14 protein-coding genes are annotated in these 19,627 nt (G+C 58.5%); 5 read left to right on the top strand and 9 right to left on the bottom strand.

All coding sequences use genetic code 11. The features are described 5' to 3' along the window. Position 1: 1 nt before the first annotated feature. On the bottom strand, positions 2–1,189 hold the full coding sequence (locus B150_RS21480; RefSeq protein WP_025895748.1) for an efflux RND transporter periplasmic adaptor subunit: 1,188 nt from the start codon (positions 1,187–1,189) through the stop codon (positions 2–4). A gap of 436 nt (positions 1,190–1,625) precedes the next feature. Here B150_RS21480 and B150_RS22630 point away from each other — a divergent pair, with 436 nt between their 5' ends. Beyond that, positions 1,626–3,131 carry a PAS domain-containing sensor histidine kinase gene (locus B150_RS22630; RefSeq protein ID WP_020400907.1) on the top strand — a complete coding sequence of 502 codons (1,506 nt, stop codon included), beginning with the start codon at positions 1,626–1,628 and terminating at the stop codon, positions 3,129–3,131. 96 nt (positions 3,132–3,227) lie between these two features. Then, on the top strand, positions 3,228–4,328 hold the full coding sequence (locus B150_RS0115740; protein ID WP_020400906.1) for a DUF2855 family protein: 1,101 nt from the start codon (positions 3,228–3,230) through the stop codon (positions 4,326–4,328). Between the two features lie 59 nt (positions 4,329–4,387). Here B150_RS0115740 and purD read toward each other — a convergent pair whose 3' ends face one another. Continuing rightward, positions 4,388–5,668, bottom strand: coding sequence for a phosphoribosylamine--glycine ligase (gene purD / locus B150_RS0115735; protein WP_025895752.1), 1,281 nt, complete (start codon positions 5,666–5,668; stop codon positions 4,388–4,390). A gap of 109 nt (positions 5,669–5,777) precedes the next feature. Here purD and xseA point away from each other — a divergent pair, with 109 nt between their 5' ends. The 3 genes from xseA to B150_RS22625 are packed head-to-tail and all read left to right on the top strand — an operon-like array spanning position 5,778 to position 8,839. Continuing rightward, positions 5,778–7,259 carry an exodeoxyribonuclease VII large subunit gene (xseA, locus tag B150_RS0115730; RefSeq protein ID WP_155860096.1) on the top strand — a complete coding sequence of 494 codons (1,482 nt, stop codon included), beginning with the start codon at positions 5,778–5,780 and terminating at the stop codon, positions 7,257–7,259. A 53-nt stretch (positions 7,260–7,312) separates the two neighbouring features. Next, entirely contained in the window at positions 7,313–8,149 is an 837-nt protein-coding gene (locus tag B150_RS0115725; RefSeq protein ID WP_020400903.1) for a M23 family metallopeptidase, read from the top strand. 9 nt (positions 8,150–8,158) lie between these two features. Then, on the top strand, positions 8,159–8,839 hold the full coding sequence (locus B150_RS22625; protein WP_020400902.1) for a TorF family putative porin: 681 nt from the start codon (positions 8,159–8,161) through the stop codon (positions 8,837–8,839). Here B150_RS22625 and B150_RS22620 read toward each other — a convergent pair. From B150_RS22620 to hutI, 7 genes are all read right to left on the bottom strand, one after another. Then, positions 8,836–10,845, bottom strand: coding sequence for an ATP-binding protein (locus B150_RS22620; RefSeq protein WP_162139715.1), 2,010 nt, complete (start codon positions 10,843–10,845; stop codon positions 8,836–8,838). The genes B150_RS22625 and B150_RS22620 overlap by 4 nt on opposite strands. 244 nt (positions 10,846–11,089) lie before the next feature. Then, entirely contained in the window at positions 11,090–11,944 is an 855-nt protein-coding gene (locus tag B150_RS21460) for a 3'(2'),5'-bisphosphate nucleotidase CysQ (RefSeq protein ID WP_020400900.1), read from the bottom strand. Between the two features lie 40 nt (positions 11,945–11,984). Next, positions 11,985–13,325: a TldD/PmbA family protein gene (locus tag B150_RS0115705; RefSeq protein ID WP_020400899.1), complete on the bottom strand. Its 1,341-nt coding sequence runs from the start codon at positions 13,323–13,325 to the stop codon at positions 11,985–11,987. 93 nt (positions 13,326–13,418) lie between these two features. Further along, positions 13,419–14,309, bottom strand: a complete 891-nt coding sequence (locus B150_RS0115700) for a dienelactone hydrolase family protein (protein WP_020400898.1) — start codon at positions 14,307–14,309, stop codon at positions 13,419–13,421. A gap of 117 nt (positions 14,310–14,426) precedes the next feature. Beyond that, positions 14,427–16,568, bottom strand: a complete 2,142-nt coding sequence (locus tag B150_RS22615) for a toll/interleukin-1 receptor domain-containing protein (RefSeq protein ID WP_020400897.1) — start codon at positions 16,566–16,568, stop codon at positions 14,427–14,429. A 229-nt stretch (positions 16,569–16,797) separates the two neighbouring features. After that, complete coding sequence (locus tag B150_RS0115690; protein WP_020400896.1) at positions 16,798–18,306, bottom strand: UbiD family decarboxylase; 1,509 nt, start codon at positions 18,304–18,306, stop codon at positions 16,798–16,800. A gap of 40 nt (positions 18,307–18,346) precedes the next feature. After that, positions 18,347–19,579 (bottom strand): imidazolonepropionase, encoded by a 1,233-nt coding sequence (hutI, locus tag B150_RS21450; protein ID WP_202899257.1) that lies wholly within the window; start codon positions 19,577–19,579, stop codon positions 18,347–18,349. Positions 19,580–19,627: the final 48 nt, after the last annotated feature.

The following is a 19,627-nucleotide window of genomic DNA, read 5'->3' as shown; positions in this document are numbered from 1 at the left end:
CTTAGCGCGAAGCGCTGTCGATGTCGTTTTTGGCGCTACGGGTGATCGGCACAGCCGCCATCCCGTCATGGGCACCACGTACAGGGGAGGTTACAACTTTTTCGCCCGGCTCAACACCTGCGGTGACAAAAACCTGCTCTGTCGAGGTGGAAAGAACGTCAACGGTACGGATCTCGAGCTTTTCGTCCTTGATCACGAATACCTTGTCTTCGCTCCTCAGCGCGTCACGCGGCATCACAAGTGCGTTCTGCGGCGTAACCCCTTCGATGGAAGCCGTTACAAACAGGCCAACAGCAAGCGGCATGCCACGTTCGTTGAGCTGGCCGTAGGGGTCTTCCACTTCGGCAACGGCGTACATCAGGCGGGTTTGTTGGTCGACAGACGCATGGGTGCGCACGATGCGACCTTCCCATACATTGTCACCACCACCAAGATTGGCGCGCAGGCTTACTTTCGGGCCCTTGCCAGCCGAGGCAACATAACCAATCGGCAGGTTTAGTTCAGTCAACTGACGGTCGGTCAGCGGCAGGCGAACTTCAACCTTGTCGGTCGCGAAGACACGGCCAAGCTTGGCGCCCACTGTTACATATTGGCCAACACCTGCGGTACGCTCCAGCACGCGGCCCTTGAAGGGAACCTTGATGCGGGTACGCGACAGGTTGAGCTTGGCGTTATCAAGGTCTGCTTCGGCAGCGCGCAATTTTGCTTGTGCCTCGGCAACCTGTGGCTGGTTGAGGGCAAGCGGTGTCGGTTCACCGTCCTTGACCCAGTCCTGCCACTGTTTGCGCTTGATGCGGGCGTCAGCCATTTCCTGCTCAAGCTTCACTTTGGCTTCAGCAAGGCGGGCTTCCGCGCTTGTTACGGCAAGCTGATAGTCTGCGTCTTCAATCTGGATCAGAACCTCACCGGGTTCGAAACCAGCACCTTCAGCAAACGAATCGGAAATTGAAATGATGCGACCGGCTACCTGTGGTACCAGATCGATCTCTGTTTTGGGGCGAACTTCACCCTGGGTCTGCACCGAAAGAACGACGCTCTCAGACCGGACCTCATCCACATAAAGGGAGATCGGGCGAGCCGCTTCTTCTTTTTTTTCGGGAGCTTCTTTTGCTGCAGCCAGTACCATAACGGAACCAACCCCAGCCGCCAGCACCAGCACGGGTGCGACAACTTTAAGTATCTTCCTCACTGTCATCCTCGCGTTTTGTTATGTGGCTTTGCCACTTTAGTTGAGCGGCTTGAGCCACTTTTGTTATCATTCACTCTATATATCAACCCTATATAGTTGTCACGGCCTTATTTTAAAGGGGTGACACGCCCTTAGCCTGCAATTCGAATGAGTTCACACATTACGGTAAACTTATGTAGAAATCCCTAATATCCGTGGAACAGGATTCTCCAACCGGGTTTGATACGTGCATGTTGGTTCGCAGGATTTCTACAATTGTAACCAATTCTTAAAGCGTGCCGGGGCATCAATAGGGGGAACAGTCTTTGTGCCCTCAGGAAACTTGCATGAGCAACATCGATGGGCATTGCAATTTAGTTCAATAAATCTATGATTTTAGCTCCAATGTATGAGCGTTCAGGGGGAACTGATTTTGGGGCGGGAGAACCTGTCATTGATGGCTGGCGAAGCTGGAAAAACCGGTACCGCGGCGCTGCTTGATGCGCTTGCCGAGGGCGTGATGGTGCGCTCGGGCGATCGGTTTATCTTCGTCAACGAGACAGTTCTCAAAATCGTCGGCTATGAGGGCACCACCGAGCAGTTTATGGCGGAAGGTGTCGAACGCTGGGTCCATCCCGATGATGTCGGCTTCGTGCAAAGCTACTACGACAAGCGCATCAAGGGTCATGATGTCCCAGAAAGCTACGAGCTTCGCCTGTTGCGTGCGGATGGTGAGACCTGTTGGGTTACCTGCCGCGCCAGTACCATTCAGTGGAACGGCGAAACCTGCGTTGCGGCCTGCGTTTACGACATCACCGAGCAGAAGATCAAAAATCGTCAGTTCGAGCGCGCGGAAAGCATTTTCCGCAGCATCTTCCGGCTCACGCCGGAGGTCATGCTGATCTCATCCTTGTCAGACGGCAAGATCATCGACGTGAACCCGGCGTTCCTCAATGTGTTTGGCCGCCGCCGCGATGAAGTGATTGGTCACACCACGCAGGAAATCAATATCTGGGCGGACCAGACCTTCCTTGGCCGGTTTGTCGAGGAACTCAAGATGACAGCCTCGATGACCGATGTGCCCACCACGGTGCGCACACGCGGCAACCTCATCCGCCATTTCCGCATTTTTGCCCAGAAGATCGAGATCGAGGGCGAACCCATGTTGCTGCTGATTGGCCGCGACGTGACGGAAGACCTTGTGCAAGCGCAGGAGTTGCAGCGGTCTCGCGATACTGCGGAACTTGCCAACCGGGCAAAGTCCGAATTCCTCGCGAACATGAGCCATGAGCTGAGGACGCCGCTCAATGCCATCCTCGGTTTTGCGGAAATTCTGCGCGAGGAGATGGTCGGCCCGCTTGGTAGCCCGCGCTACAAGGAATATGCGCACGACATTCACGAGAGCGGCACCCACCTCCTGTCGATCATCAATGATATCCTTGACCTCTCGAAGGTGGAGGCGGGACGGCTTGAGGCTTACCTCACCTGGATTGACCCGCTTGAAAGCCTTGAGATGTGCATGACACTGGTGCAGCAGCGCGCCTTTGAAGCCAGCCTGTCGCTTGAGCATCAGTTCGATCAGAATGTGCTCATTGAAGCTGATGAACGGCTGATCAAACAGATCGCGCTTAACCTGCTCTCGAACGCCATCAAGTTCACCGAGCCCGGCGGCAAGGTTGCGATGAACCTTGAGAAAACCGGCACCGGGGGCCTTTGCCTCAGCGTGACCGATACCGGCATCGGCATGACGGCTGAGGAAATCAAGATTGCCAAACGGCCTTTCGGGCAAGTGGACAGCAGCCTCAGCCGCCGTCACGAAGGCTCCGGTCTTGGGCTGCCGCTTGTGACCGCCTTTGCCGAGAAACTCAGCGCCACCATGACCATCGACAGCCGCCCAGGTGTCGGCACCCGCGTTAGTGTGGTGTTCCCGCCCTTCAAGGTGCGCGAAAAGGACGACGACTGAGGAAACGCCTCAGGCGGAACCGTGCTTGCGAATATATTCTGGCCTTTCCAAGCTTCAGCCCTATCGTCAATCAGACAAGGATAGGGGAACAAGGCCATGGCAAACCAGACAATCACACGCCTCCTGACGGACAAGGTAAACGTCGGCACCACCACCATCGATGTTTTGAACGACGACAAAGCGTTGGGGGACGGCGAAATTCTTGTGAAGGTCGACCAGTTTGGCCTGTCGTCGAACAATATCACCTACGCCGCCCTTGGCGACTTCATGAACTACTGGAAGTTTTTCCCCACGGGACAGGACGGCTGGGGCCATATGCCCGTGTGGGGCTTTGCCGATGTGGTTGCCTCCAATGTTGACGGCATTGCCGTGGGGGAACGCTTCTACGGCTATTTCCCGGTGGCGACCCGGTTCCGCATGGCGCCGATCCGCGTGACTGAGCGCGGCTTTTATGACGGCGCTGAACACAGGCTGGAGCTGGTGTCGGCCTATAATTTCTACACCCGCTGCAGCACTGACGCCGGATATTCGCCGGACATGGAAGAATATCAAATGCTGTTCCGGCCGCTGTTCATCACCTCCTTCATGCTGGCGGATTATCTGGAGGATAACGACTGCTTTGGCGCAAAACGCCTGCTTGTGTCTTCCGCTTCCAGTAAAACGGCCTACGGTACAGCCTACTGCCTTGAAGGGCGCGATGATCTTGAAGTGATTGCGCTCACATCAGCCAAAAACAAATCCTTTGTTGAAAAGCTTGGCTGTTATGACACCGTCATCAGCTATGAGGAGCTGGACACCTTGGAGCGCGAGACACCCATCACTTATGTGGATTTCTCCGGCGACTATGACCTGCGCACCCGCATCCATGACTATTTTGGGCCGAGCCTCGTGTTTGATTGTTTCGCAGGTACCGCGGCCAATACGGGCGAGCGGCAGGAGGTCAATGTCTCAGGCCCACGGCCGGTGTTCTTCTTTGCGCCCAACCAGATCAAGAAACGCAATGCCGACTGGACGCCGCAAGGCTTCAATGAGCGCTACGGCGCGGCGGAGAAAAGTTTTTATGCCCGGGTCAGCGATGCGGCCAACCCGTGGATGACGCTCTCCCGCCATGAAGGCATGGAGGCGCTGCAGGGGTTGATTGCTGACCTTTATGAGACTGGCGGCAAGCCGATTGAAGGCATGGTAGTGCGGCTTTAGGGCCGCACAGAAACCGCGCATTTTCCGCACAAATCCTGCACAGTGTGCGGGTGGGATATTTAGCTGTTCTTTTCGCGTGCCACAGCGCGCCAGCCAATGTCGCGGCGGCAAAAACCACCGGGCCAGCTGATGGCGTCAACCGCGGCGTAAGCACGTTGTTGCGCTTCCGTAACAGATTTCCCGGTCGCGGTTACGTTCAGCACGCGGCCACCGGTCGCGAGCAGCTTGTCGTCCTCACGTTTGGTGCCTGCATGGAAGACATGGGCGCCAGCTTCGGCCTCAGCCGCCGCAAGATCGCGGATTTCCGTGCCTTTTTCATAGGACCCCGGGTAGCCCTTCGCGGCCATCACAACTGTGAGCGCCGCATCGTCCGACCATTCTGCGGTCTTGCCGGCAAGCTCACCCTTCGCTGCGGCCATCAGAAGCGGTACGATGTCTGATGTCATGCGGGTCATGAGAACCTGACACTCAGGGTCACCGAAGCGGCAGTTATATTCAATCAGCTTGGGGCCTTCGGACGTGATCATCAGGCCCGCGAAGAACACACCCTTATAGGGGTGGCCCATGTCAGCCATGGCTTTCACTGTGGGCTCAATAATCTCGCGCGTCACACGCTCACAAAGCTCATCGGTCATCACAGGGGCGGGCGAATAGGCGCCCATGCCGCCGGTATTGGGGCCGGTGTCGCCTTCGCCAACCGCCTTGTGGTCCTGCGCGGTCGCGAGCGCCAGCGTGTTCACACCGTCAGAAAGCGCGAAGAAGCTGGCTTCCTCGCCGGTCATGAATTCCTCAATCACAACTTCCGCGCCGGCCGCGCCGAAGCTACCGCCGAACATCTCATCAATCGCCTCATGCGCTTCCGCGACCGTTTGCGCGATGATCACACCTTTACCTGCAGCAAGGCCGTCCGCCTTCACTACAATCGGGGCGCCTTGTTCGGTCGCATAAGCTTTCGCGGCCTCGGCACTATCAAAGCGGCCATAGGCGGCGGTGGGGATGCCGTATTTCGCGCAAACATCCTTGGTGAAACCTTTGGAACCCTCAAGCTGTGCGCCGCCTTTCGTGGGGCCGAATGCGAGGATGCCTTCGCGGGTCAGGTCGTCCACAAGGCCTGCAACCAGCGGTGCTTCGGGGCCGACGACCACAAAGTCGATTTCCATCTCGCGGCAGAAGTGGATAACCGCCGCATGATCGCTCGCATCCAGGTCCACACACGAGGCTACGTCCCCGATTCCGCCGTTTCCGGGCGCGCAATACAGCATGTCAACCAGCGGGCTTTGCGCAATTTTCCATGAAAGGGCGTGTTCACGGCCACCGGAGCCGAGGACGAGAATGTTCATATTTTTCACCTGTCACGTGGTGGGTTGCTTGAAGGCTGCCCCCTTGTATCATAGGTTCCCTGTCACTCAAGGAAGAAGTGCGGGCGATATGCCCGTGGTGGGAGAGAATATGTCAGACGGTTGGCCCGAATTGCCCGAAAGCGAGGCGACGCAAGGCAGCAATGCCTATGAATTCACGGTGTCGGAGCTTTCAGGCGCGCTCAAACGCTCGGTCGAGGACCGGTTTGGCCACGTGCGGGTGCGTGCCGAGCTTTCGGGCGTCAAGCGTGCATCATCTGGCCATATCTATTTCGCACTGAAGGACGACAGTGCGGTGCTGGACGGTGTGTGCTGGCGCGGCAGCGCCCAGCGCCTTGGCTTTGTGCCCGAGGATGGGCTTGAGGTTATCTGCACCGGCAAGCTGACCACATACCCGGCGCGGTCGAAGTACCAGATGGTGGTGGACCATATGGAACCGGCAGGCGCCGGTGCCCTGATGGCGCTGCTGGAGGAGCGCAAGAAAAAGCTGGCCGCCGAGGGGTTGTTTGACCCCGCGCGCAAACGGGAAATTCCGTTCCTGCCCAAGGTGATTGGCGTGGTGACATCACCCACTGGCGCTGTGATTCGTGATATCCTGCACCGCCTGAATGACCGTTTCCCGCGCCACGTGCTGGTGTGGCCCGTGCTGGTGCAGGGCGAGGGTGCTGCGGCGCAAGTGGCGGCAGCGATCAAGGGCTTCAACGCCATTGACGGCAGCGGCAGCATCCCGCGCCCGGACGTGCTGATTGTGGCGCGTGGTGGTGGCTCCATCGAGGACCTGTGGTCCTTCAACGAGGAAATTGTGGTGCGCGCTGCAGCCGAGAGCGATATCCCGCTTATCTCCGCCGTTGGGCACGAGACCGACACCACGCTGATCGATTATGCCTCCGACCTGCGCGCGCCCACCCCAACGGGTGCGGCGGAAAAGGCCGTGCCGGTGCGTGAGGAACTGCGGGTCTATATCGCGGATCTTGGCCGCAGGCTGGCGGGCCTTAAGGCCAATATGATCCGCGACCGGGCGGAACGCGTGCGTGGCCTTGCACGCGGCTTGCCGAGCCCACGGGATATCCTGGGCCTCGCCCAGCAGCGCTGGGATGACCTGTCTGAACGCCTGCCGCGCGGGCTGATGGCTGTGGCCAATATCAAATCCGCGCAACTGAACCGGTTGGTGGGCGGCCTGAGTGCGGGGCAGCTGAGGCGACTTGCGGTATACCGGGGCGAACAGCTTAGCTCAAGCGCGCGGCGGCTTGACCCAGCGTACGCGCGCCGCCTTGAGGACCTCGGCAAACGGCTTGAAGCATCTGGCCGCATGCTGGAGAGCCTCTCGTACGAACGTGTGCTTGACCGCGGGTATGCGCTTGTTGAAGACGCCAGCGGCACACCAGTCACCAAAGTGCGCCAGCTTGGGACAGGCGACCAGGTCAAGGTACGTTTCGCGGACGGTGTCAGCGATATGCAAGTGCTGGGTGAGGGCGAGACGCCACCACCCGTGCCGCCGAAGAAAGCGCCAGCAAAAGCAAAGCCAGCACCTGCGCCAAAGACGGGTGACGACAGGCAGGGGAGTTTGCTGTGATACGTGTGAGTGCCGCCGCAATTTTGCCGCCCTTGTGCGCGATCAGGAGTGTCATGAAATACGCAAAACTGAGCAATTTTATCGTCGCCACCTTAATGGCCGTGGCATCCACCAATTTAGCGCAAGCGGTGGACCTTTCCGGCACGGCGTCACAGGGTGGCATGCTATGGGGCAAGGTAGCAGCGGGGACCAAGGTTTCACTGGACGGTGAGCCGGTCAAAGTTGGTCTGGAAGGCAATTTTGTCATCGGCTTCGGCCGCGACGCAGGCCCCGAAGCCAAGCTCGCGCTCTTGCACGCGGATGGCACCGCTGAAGAACAGGTGATCGAGGTCAAGAAGCGCCACTTTGATGTTGAGCAGGTCGACGGCCTGCCGCCCAAAACCGTGACGCCGCCGCCGGAGTGGCACGAACGGCGCGTGAAGGAGACGGGCATGGTGCGAGAGGCCCGCAGCGTGGCGACCGACCAGCTTGATTGGCTGGCAGGGTTTGTGCGCCCGGCCGAAGGGCGGTTCTCCGGCTTCTACGGTAGCCAGCGCATTCTGAACGGCGTGCCCAGAAGCCCGCATTACGGCCTTGATATCGCAGGGCCCATCGGCAGGCCCATTGTAGCGCCTGCTGGCGGCATCGTACGCCTTGCGGTGCCGGATTTCCTGCTTGAAGGTGGTATCGTTATTATCGACCACGGTTTTGGCGTGACATCGACCCTTTTTCACATGAACAGTGTGGATGTGGAAAAGGGGCAGTCGGTAAAACAAGGTGAACAGATTGGCACCATCGGCAAAACCGGGCGCGCGAGCGGCCCGCATGTCGACTGGCGCGTGAATTGGGGAAATGTTCGGCTGGACCCGATCCTGCTGATTGAACCAGAGCCCATGAAAGGGCCGTTTTAGGATTTGCAGATGAAGACTATTTTTTCGGGTTTGATGGCAGCAGCTTGCTTCGCAGCACCGGCCTTTGCGCAAGATGAAAAGCCCTACAGCATTGACGGTTATGTTGGTGTGACAACCGACTACCGCGACCGCGGCCTCTCACTGTCTGACCGTGACCCAACGGTGCGCGGCTCGGTCGGGCTATACCATGACAGCGGCTTTTATGTGGGCGGTGGTTTAGCCGCCATCAGCGACAGCGCTGGCGGCGATGCGCAGGCCAATATTTTTGCTGGTTACAATTTTGAAACAGGCGGTTTCAGCTATGACTTTTCAGTCGAGCTGGACAGCATCCACGGCAGTGGCAGCAGCTTCTATCCTGAGATTACGGGCACCATCTCCCGCGACTTCGGCCTTGCCTATATCCGCACCGGTGTCACCTATTCGCCTGATGGCCGCTGGAGCACGCCGGACAGCAACAGCCTCTATCTGTTCACTGATCTAGAGGTACCTGTGCCCAACATGCCGGAGCTGACGATCATCTCTCGCCTTGGCTATGACATGCGCGAAGATCGCCGCAACCTTTGGGACTACGGCATTGGCCTTTCAGCTTTCATTGAAAGCTTTGAGTTGAGCGTGATGTATGAAAACAGTTCACTCGACGGTGGCCTTGGCAAAGGCGCGGTGATCGGTGGAGTGAAGTTCTACTTCTAAGCTGAGTTTTCCGGTTGCGCTGCCTCAGAAAGCACACGCGCAGCCGGGAATTTCAGGATCACGACAGTCCCCGCACCCTTGACGGAGCGCAGCGCCAAGGTGCCGCCATGAAGCTTCATCAAGCTTTCAACAAGGGGCAAGCCAAGGCCTGTGCCTTCGTGGCTGCGGGTGGCCGTGCTGCCCGCTTGTCCAAAGGGTGTGAGCGCGATCTCGAGCTCATCAGGGTTCATGCCGATGCCATTGTCTTCGACCTCCACCATCAAGGCGCCGTCATCCATGCGGTAGGCCCCGAGGGTGATTTTACCGCCCTCATCAGTGAATTTAACCGCATTGCCAACCACATTGAGAAGGATCTGTTTGCATAGACGATTGTCGGCGCGGAGGTGCGGTAGCCGTGGTGGGAGCGAGGTCTGAACAGTGATGCGCTTCTTGCTTGCGCGCGGGGAGGTGAGGCGCACAACATCGTCAAAGAGGGTCGGCACAGAAACCTCTTCCTCACGCACAATCAGGCGGCCGGATTCGACCTTGGACAGGTCAAGAATGTCGTTGATGATATCGAGGAGCAGCTTGCCGCTCTCGTGAATATGGTCGACATAATCAACATATTGTTTGGCGCCCACCTCGCCATATACCTTGTGCTGCATCATTTCCGAGAAACCGAGGATAGCATTGAGTGGCGTGCGCAGTTCGTGGCTCATGTTCGCGAGGAACTCGGACTTGCTCTTGTTCGCCATTTCGGCATGGTGTTTCGCTTCGGCCATGGCGCGGTTGTGCCTACGCTGCAAAACGAGAAGCACGGTCGTGCCGGCGGCGATGATGAACACAAGTGCAATCAAGAGGCGGCTATAGGCGTTCTCCGCATCCAGTAGTGCGTTTTCTGCCTTCTGTTTTTCGATCATCGTAACGATGCTGGAGCGCATGTCGGTGACGCTGTTCTGGAAGTCGGCGAACTGCGCGTTCAGGAGGCCGCGACGCGCTTTGTTCAGAACCTCAAATGCCTTTTCGTGTTTGCCTTCCGCTGCAAGAATATAGGCTTCCGTCAACTGGTCATTGGCGTCCGTGCCCTCGTAATTAAGGTCCGGGTAGGCCTCATACATGTCCATCACGATTTTGCGGTTCTTGTGTGCCTCATCAACGTTACCAAGCCGCGCATGACCCGCAGCCATCAGGTCATAAAATTCGATATCGAAGCCCGGATCACCGTCAAAATCGTCAATCGCTTCCTTCGCGAGGCGCACGGTCTCCTGATAGTTTTCTTCGTCATAGGCAAGCCATGCAAGACCATAGAGCGCATAGTAGCGACCCTCTGTGTGGCCGTTTTGCTCGATGATGATATCAAGGCCCTTGTAATAGTCCCGTGCGAGGTCCTTTTCACCCACATCGCTTAAAGTGCTTGCGAGGTTGAAAAGGATGGTTTCGCGGTCGAGCGGGATGTGGGCCGCGCTCGCGATCTCGAGTGCGCGTGTGTAGTTGGCCACCATCTCATCCACTTCCTCAACGCTGATATAGATATAGGCGAGGGTGAGATGCGCCAGCATGCGCATGCGCTGGCCGCGGGCGGTGTTCGGCAATTCGGATGTTGCCAAGGTCATGCTGAGGAGGCCTTGAAGCATATCACCAAGGTCCGGGCCAAGGACGGCCATGGCAGAATCTGTCAGGAAAATATTGAGCGGGTCGCCGCTAACCTTCGCGAGCTCACCTGCCTGGAGCACGAGCTTCTCGGCGCCCTTGATCTCACCGTTCAGTGACAGAAGTTCAGCCTGACCAAGAAGGCCGTATATCGCGAGTTCGGTATCTCCATTACGCTCGGCAAGTGCTATGGCTTGAGCGGAGACTGCATCGAGCCCGTCTCTGAGGCCGGTGTCGATATGATAGAAAATCAGGCTTTTCAGCAGGCGTGCCTTGGTGCTGTCCGATTTCGCTGCCGCCAATTGCGCGCGCAGGCTATCAAGCTCAAGGTAGGCATCAAGCCTTTGTTCCATCAGAATTTTAGGGAGAAGCGCCATGGCGCCCGCGCGACCTTCGTCACTGAGGCGTGCGGCAAAGGAGACGGTAGAAGCCAGGAAACAACAAAAACAGAGGGCGAGCAGGCGAAGCCATAGCCGCTGAGAACCGCCTGAATGCATATAGCGCTAACCCTTTCTGCCCCCGCAGGATCGTGCTGTTACTCTGATATTTCATATTTGCTACACTACTGCAAATAGTGCTGCAAATTTAAGCTATGCCCGGAGCGCAAAAGGCTATGAAGCCTTAAGCCGCCACGTGACACCACTCCGCGAGCGCCGGTTCCACCCTCTCCATAATGGACGGCACAAGTGCCGGGCAACTCGCAACGATATGGTCATGCAGTGGTTTTTTTCGGTTGAACATCAGGGCGCGTCCCGTGCCTGTGCTCAGGTGCCCGCCTGCTTCCGCGATGATCAGGTCTGCCGCCGCCACGTCCCAGTCATTCTTTGGCCTGAGGGTCACGCAGCAGTCAAATTGCCCATCCGCGATCTGGCAAATGCGCAGCGCGATGGAGTTTGCCTGTTCGGTGTGCATGGTATCGGGCCATGGTGTTGGCCAGAGCTTCTTGGATTTGAAGGCGCAAGGGTCCCCCATCATGCGGGCAGCAGTGAGATCAGTCTGTTCGGATACCCGGATGTTGAGGCCGTTTTTGGTGGCGCCGCGCCCGGCTTCGGCGAAATAGAAGGCATTTTTCACCGGTGCGTAGAAGGCCGCGATGATGGGTTTACGGTCTTGCACGAGCGCCACGGAAATACCCCAGTCGTCACCGCCACCAAGGAACGCGCGGGTCCCGTCAATGGGGTCCACGATCCAGAGTCGGCCACAGCGCAGCCGGTCGGAATGGTCCTCGGTTTCTTCCGACAGCCAGCCGTAACCAGTGCGGTTTTGCATCAAGGTCGTGCGCAGAAATTCGTCAACCGCCATATCGGCTTCCGATACGGGATTGTTGGGCGATTTGTCCCACTGGTGGATATCGCGGGCGAAATAGGAAAGCGCAATGCGCCCGGCTTCCTCGGTGACACGGCGCACAAGGCGGGCATCATCCGCTAGGTTCCACGGGCACGTGGTTTCGTCAAAAGGGTCGGCGCTACTTGTCACTACTGCCTCTGGTGTGTGGCTCAAGACGGTGCGGCGGCTCTCAGGCCCCCGCAATCATCATACCGTCAATCCGGATGGTTGGTGAATTAGTGCCATACCGGAACTCAAGGTCTGATGCTGGCACAAGATGCCTGAACATTTCCTTAAGGTTGCTTGCGATCGTAATTTCACTGACCGCGCCGTCAAGCCTGCCGTCCTTGATGCGGAAGCCTGCGGCTCCCCGGCTATAGTCGCCCGTGACGCCGTTCACACCCATGCCGATGAGCTCGGTCACATACACGCCGTCTTTGATGTCTGCCATCAGTTCTTCCGGGCTCATGGTGCCGGGCTCAAAATACAGGTTGCTTGTCGAGATGCCGGGCGGGGAGGATGTGCCGCGGCTCGCGTGCCCGGTAACCTCGAGCCCCAGTTGCTTGGCGGTGGCGGCATTCAAAAGCCACGTTTTGAGCACGCCGTCTTCAACCAGATGCTGTTTGCTGACAGCAACACCTTCGCCGTCGAACATCTTGCTCTGCAGGCCGCGAACGCGCAGCGGGTCATCGGTGATGGTAACGCCGGGCGCAAAAATCGCCTCACCCATCTTGTCCTTGAGGAAGCTGGACCCGCGCGCGACGCTTGAACCGTTGATCGCGCCCGAGAAGTGGCCCAGCATGGAGTTGGCAACACGTGGCGCAAACACCACCGGCAACTTGCCAGATGGCATGCGTGTTGGCGACAGGCGCTTGACCGCGCGTTCGCCCGCCTCCCTGCCCACCCACTCGGGGCTCATCAGGTCCTTGAAGTGGCGGGCGGAAGTGAATTCATAGTCCCGCTCCATCCCGGTGCCTTCACCCGCGATGGCGGATGAAGAGATGGAGAAGCTGCTGCCCTGATAGTGACCGGCAAAACCATGGCTGGTGGCCAGTGTGATCGCCCAGCTGGAGGCACTTGCGCCCGCGCCCGATGATTTGGTCACGCCCTTGACCGCGCGTGTAGCGTCCTCCGCCGCGCGGGCGAGGTCGGCCAGTTCTTCGGCGCTTACGTCGGTGCTGTCATATAGGTCGAGCTTGGCAAAGGCGCCCTTGTGCAGTCGGTCTTCTGGCGCGAGGCCGCAGTAGTCATCATCCGGTACTGCTTTGGCCATCGCGATGGTGCGTTCCACCAGCGCCTTCAGGCTGGCTTCCCGGCGGTCGCTTGTCGACACGCTGGCCTGCTTGTGGCCTATCATGACGCGCAGGCCAATATCCTCACCTTCCGAGCCTTCAACATCTTCAAGCTTGCCTTCGTGCCATGATACGCCGCGGGAGCGGGCGTCAACCGCCACAGCGTCCGCCGCATCGGCGCCAGCCTTGATCGCTTTTGAGACAAGGTCGGAAAGAAGGTCGAGGGTGCTGTCAGCCATAGAAAATCCTGAAGACTACTTGAGAAAAACCGTGCGCGCCAATAAGCCACAACTGGCGCGCAGGTTCAACGGCTACTTCCCTGAGCTCAGGGGTTAGCTCAGGTGTTTCTCGAAAAAGGCGAGGGTGCGGGCCCAGGCAAGTTCAGCCGCATGGGCGTCATAACGCGGAGTGGTGTCGTTATGGAAGCCATGGTTCGCGCCTTCATACATGTGCATCTCATAGTCCTTTCCGTTGGCCTTGAGCGCTTCTTCATAGGCGGGCCAGCCCGCGTTCACGCGTTCGTCCAATTCGCCAAGGTGGATAAGAAGCGGAGCCTGAATGGCGGGCACATCCTCTGCAGGGACGCCGCCACCGTAAAAAGGTACTGATGCCTTGAGGCTCGGGATTTTAGCCGCCAGCCGGTTCGAGACACTGCCGCCAAAACAGAAGCCCACACAGCCCACATTGCCGGTGGAGGCTTCATGGTTTTGCAGGAAAGTGACGGCGGCGGCGAAATCTTCCACCATTTCACCGGTATCGCGCTGGCGCTGCATGGTGCGGCCATCATCGTCATTGCCCGGATAACCACCAAGGGGGTAAAGCGCATCTGGCGCGAAAGCGATATAACCTGCAACGGCAACCCGACGGGCCACATCGCGGATATAGGGGTTGAGGCCGCGGTTTTCATGGATCACCACAACGCCCGGCTTCTTGTGCGCGGCTGAAGCGTCTTTTGGCATCACAAGATAGCCCATCATGTCACCGGCGCCCTTGGGCGACTGGTAGGGTACATCTTCCGCCATGATGCGTTCATCATCCGCCTTCACTTGTTCAGCGAGTGCGTAATTGGGCAGCACGCTTTCAGCGAGCGCCGCGACCGTCAGGCCGCCAACGGCATAGGCGCTCAGGCGTTCAAAAAACGTGCGGCGTGACATCAGCCCATGGGCATATTTGTCATAGAGGTCGAGGATTTCCTGTGACGGTTTGATTGGCGTGTGTTGCATGATGGCTTCCCTTGATGAGGCAATTCACTCGGAACACTGAACGTTTGCACAGTCCTAGCACAGCTTCCGCACACTCAGGGCATGACATTCTCGGGAGCTAGGGCGGTGGGCGCTGAACTAGCGACCGACGCCCTTGTTGCTGATGACAGCTTCCGCGCGCTCAAGATGGCCGAGTTTGCGGTAAGCATCCGCCACCACGAGGCGTAGGGCCGGTGTGCGGGTGATCGAGCTTGCTTCAAACATGTCCACTACATGTTGCCAGGCCTCGGTCGCAGCGTCATTGCTGCCAGACCGGGCCAGAAGGTCGCCTTTGAGCACATAAAGCTTGCTGGCAAACTCAAGTGCGCCGGGCACGAGGAGGTATCCGGGGTCTTCACCTTCGAAGTGCGCAGCGGCTTCTCGCATGTAAGTGGTGGCCAGCGCATTTTCCGATTTTGCGATCGCGAGCTCTGCCTTCAGCAGACGTGTCTTGTGCGCACTCAGGCGGCGGCTTGTGCGGCTCATGTCGGTCGACAGGGCCTGCATGATCTGTTCGTCTGCGACCGCAAGCATGTCGCCCGCGCCAAACAGGTCGCCCGCGCCCAGAAGGATTTCAGCGCTGTCGCGGTAGACGTCAGCGGAATCCGCGAGCCACATGATGTTAGAGGGGTCCTGCGCGGTCAGTCCGTCAAAGGTTTCGCGCGCCGATGCCAGCAGTTGCAATGCCTTGTCTGTGTTGCCTTGCCTCTGTTCAATGGAAGCCAAAACCTGCTGGTTCATGGCTGACCGGCGCAAAATGCGGTAGTTCCGCGGCTCTTTGCGCAACAGGCTAATGTATATCGTGTGCCGGCTCAGCAGAGCTTCCTTGGCTTCGATATTGCGGCCAAGCGCCAGATAACAGTTTGCGAGGAAATAATAGCTGCTGGCCAGATTGACCCAGTGTTCTTCCTCGTCCGGTTTCATCTCGACGACAAGGCGGCGCAGGGCGACGCTGGTGCGGCAACGCTCCAGCGCCTCAAACGGCTTGCCAAGCGGCACATACTGAAGGTCACAGAGGTGCGCCTCGGAATCGGCGACCTCTTCTTCCCAGTGACCAACAGGGGCAGGGGCGTTCTGGTCCTGCGAGGTGGGGTTGGTCTCTAGGGCGATGCGGGTCAAGCGCAGTCGTTCAAGGAAGTCCTTCTCTGCTGCGGCATAGTCGCCTTGGCGGCGGCTCAGGTAGCCGGTGAAGAAAAGGGACGTCTGCAGGCGCGAGATTGCGGTAGAATCGTTCGGGAAACGTTTGAACAGGTCCCACGCCCAGTTTTGCGCGGTGTCGAAATATTCGCGGGCGCGGGTGCTCTCGCCCTGCCGCTCAAGGGCTTGCCCGAGGCGAAGGTATGCTGCGATCAGCTGTCCGGTTTGCGACAGGCTCATGTTCTCGAGCCCCACGCGGTCCAACTGGCGCACGATCTTTTCCGACATGCTTTCAAGCACGGAAACGCTGCCTGCGGTGATCAGTTCGTCGTATACCGACGACATCACAAATACAGTCAGCTCTTCCAGTTGTGCCGCGGAGCGCTGCGCCTCTCGGCTCTTGGTTTCGGCGAGCTGTTGCGCAACTTCCGCACGCTTGCGCGCGGTGTGTGCGTCCAAAGCGAGCGCGCCCATGCAAGCCATGCCGACGGAGGCCGCAACAGCAAGTGTGGCAATGCGCCGATGCCGGAACTGGTTTTCGCGCCGCACAAGGTCATTGAGGCCAATCCGCAGCATACCTGCAACCAGCTTCAGCACCGCGTAGCGTTTGCCGTCGCCTTCCTCGCGTGCGTCGGCCGCCAGGTTTTCGGCCGATACTTTGGCAAAGACACCGTCGCCGGTGAACTGGAGACGGAGCGCGTCCGGGAAACATTCCTCGCTCGGGTTATCAGCAAACGGGGTGCCGCCCACGATCACACAGAGGATATTGCCTTCATTGCGGACGCGTTTGAACTCGGCAATCTCACGGTTGACGAGCTTGGAGCGCGTGGCATCGGGGGAGCAGATAACAATGAGAAACTCACTGTCCGCAAGTGCTTCAAAGATGCGGTCGGTCATGTGCCCGGTGGCGGGCAGGTCTTCGCGGTCGCGGAAAAAGTGGCCGAGACGCTTGGGCAAGGGCCCCAGCGGGTGTTTGGCACGAATGTGGTTGGGCAAGCGGTAACGCTCAAGCGACTTCAAAAGCCACGCAGCCCAGGCATCATCCTTGTGGCTGTAGCTTATGAACGCTTTATATTTAAACCCACTCTGCACCACGTCCGTCACAGTTGCCCCCTTACGCGAGCACACAAGCAGTACCCATCTGCTGGAGCGCCCTGATCCTTTATTTAGCACCGGACAGGGTTATTATTTCGTTACCATGACGTTTTGCGCAACAATTTTCGGAAAATTGAAAATATATTACACGGGAAAAGGAAAACTTGTGTGCACTTATGCACTTAGCGTGGAGAGAATTCGCTAATTCCGTGTTCAAATGCTCAGATTTGCAGTTGCGCTATTTCCAGATCGCTTTGCCGTCACCGGGGATGCCAAGGCTTTCCCACAGCGCATCCACCTTCGAGACCACGTTTTCTTCCATGTAAATCTCACGGCCCCATTCGCGGTGGGTCTCGTTGCCCACCTTGTTGGTGGCGTCAAGGCCCAGCTTGCCGCCAAGGCCGCTTTCGGGTGAGGCGAAGTCGAGATAGTCGATCGGCGTGTTCTCAACGGTCACGATATCGCGCACCGGGTCCATGCGGGTGCTGATCGCCCACATCACATCCTTCCAGTCGCGCGCGTTGATGTCATCATCCACCACAATGACAAATTTGGTGTAAACAAACTGCCGGAGGAAGGACCACACGCCTTGCATCACGCGTTTGGCGTGGCCGGCATAAGCCTTTTTCATGCTGACAACCGCAATGCGGTAGCTGCAACCCTCGGGCGGCAACCAGAAATCGGTGATCTCCGGGAACTGCTGCTGCAGGAGGGGAATGAACACCTCGTTGAGCGCCTCACCAAGGATGGCGGGCTCGTCTGGCGGGCGACCGGTGTAGGTGGACAGGTAAATCGGCTTCTCGCGCATGGTGATCGCGCTGATGGTGAAGACCGGGAATTTTTCCACGCTGTTATAATAGCCGGTATGGTCGCCGTAAGGCCCCTCATCGCGGTAGTCTTCAAGGCTTACATGGCCTTCAAGCACAATCTCTGCCGTGGCGGGCACCTGCAGCGGCACGGTCTTGCAGTCCACGAGCGGCACTTTTTTGCCGCGCAACAGGCCCGCGAACTGATATTCGCTCAGGGTATCCGGCACCGGTGTGACGGCGGCAAGGATGGTGCCCGGATCCGCACCGATGACGACAGCGGCCGGTATCGGCTCGCGCTTCACATCTTTCCAGCGCTGGTATTGCTGCGCGCCGCCACGGTGTTTGAGCCAGCGCATCAGCGTCTGGTTCTTCGACACCTTCTGCATGCGGTAGATGCCGAGGTTATAATTATCCTCAGCCTTGTCCGATGGGCCTTTTGTTACCACGAGCGGCCAGGTGATCAGCGGCGCGGGCTCACCCGGCCAGCAGGTCTGGATCGGGAGTTTATCGAGGTCGATATCATCGCCCGTCAGCACCACTTCCTGCACCGGGCCATGCTTCACCTTTTTCGGGCGCATCGACAGCACTTGTTTGGCCAGCGGCAGCAGTTCAAGCGCATCCTTGATACCGCGTGGTGGCTCGGGCTGACGCAGGAAGGCGAGGGTTTCACCCACTTCCCGAAGCTCATGCGGCTCGCGGTTCATGCCCCAGGCGACACGTTCAACGGTGCCAAACAGGTTGACCAGCACCGGCATGTCCGACTTCTCGCCGCGCTCGTTGACCACATTTTCAAAGAGGATCGCCGGGCCACCAGCATGCAACACGCGGGTCTGGATTTCCGTAATCTCAAGCTCGGTCGACACCTGCTCGCTTACACGAACAAGGCGGCCCTCACGCTCAAGCCGGTCAATAAAATCTCTGAGTGAATCGTAAGCCATGGAAGCCGTTATAGTGCGGCCCTTTGGCCCCGCCAAGCGGTTAGTCGCACCCTGCGGTAAAAATCCGCACCGGGAAGGCGCCGCCGACATAATAGGCGAGCTCAGCGGGTTCCGTAATGTCAAACAGCAGGATATCGGCGCGTTTACCTGCTTCCAAAGTGCCGCGGTCGTCACCAAGCCTCAGCGCACGCGCACCGCCGATGGTGATGGCGCGCAGCGCTTCCTCAGGTGTCAGGCCAAAAAAGGTGCAGCCCATATGCAGCATCAGCTGGAGCGAAAGCACGGGGCTTGAGCCCGGGTTGGCGTCGGTCGCCAGCGCGATGGTCACGCCGTGTTTGCGAAAGAGATCAATGGGCGGTTTTTTGGTGTCCTTCAGCACATAAAACGCACCCGGCAGCAGCACGGCGACCGTACCAGCTTCGGCCATCGCTTTTGCGCCGGCTTCATTTGTGTGTTCAAGATGGTCGGCCGACATGCCGCCAAACTTGGCGGACAGCGCAGCGCCAGAGAGGTCCGATAGTTGGTCGGCATGCAGCTTCACGCGCAAGCCGTGTTTGATCGCCGCCTCGAATACCCGTGTTGTTTGCTCGGGCGAAAAGGCGATACCTTCACAGAAGGCGTCCACACAGTCGGCCAGCTTCTCATGCGCGACCGCCGGGATCATTTCATTACACACAAGGTCGATATAACCGTCCGGGTTGCCCTTGTATTCGGGCGGTAGCGCGTGGGCGCCAAGGAAGGTGGTGTGGATGTCCATATCCGCCATCTCGCCCGCCTTTCTTGCAGCGCGTAGCATCTTCAGCTCATCGTCAAGCGTCAGGCCATAACCGGATTTGACCTCGACAGTCGTGACGCCTTCCATCTTGAGCCGCGCGAGGCGTTTGGCGGCCGACGCCGCAAGCTCATCCTCGCTCGCGTCCCGCGTGGCCGTCACGGTCGAGAGGATGCCGCCACCACGCTTGGCGATTTCCTCATAACTTACGCCGTTCAGGCGTTCCTCAAACTCGCGTGCGCGGTTGCCGCCATAAACGATATGGGTGTGGCAGTCGGTAAAGCCGGGCAGGGCCCAGTGGCCGTCAGCGTCAATCTCCTCCCGCGCGTCGCCGCCGGTGAAACCATCCGCGGGCCCCACGTACGCGAGTCGTCCATCCAATGTGGCAATCACCCCGCCCAAAACCGCACCATAAGGCGCGCGGCCCTCGACCATAGTGGCGATGTTCACATTGCGGATGATCAGGTCATACATGGGCTTGGCGTCCTTCCGGCTCATCATGGTGGCGGGTTTATCACATCTGCCGCTTGACAGAAAGCCTCACTTGTA

Origin of the sequence: Kordiimonas gwangyangensis DSM 19435 = JCM 12864 (assembly GCF_000375545.1) — a bacterium.
Classification (GTDB): Bacteria; Pseudomonadota; Alphaproteobacteria; order Sphingomonadales; family Kordiimonadaceae; genus Kordiimonas; species Kordiimonas gwangyangensis.
The sequence above is the reverse complement of the archived record's forward strand: the minus strand, read 5'-3'. Positions and strand labels throughout refer to the sequence as shown.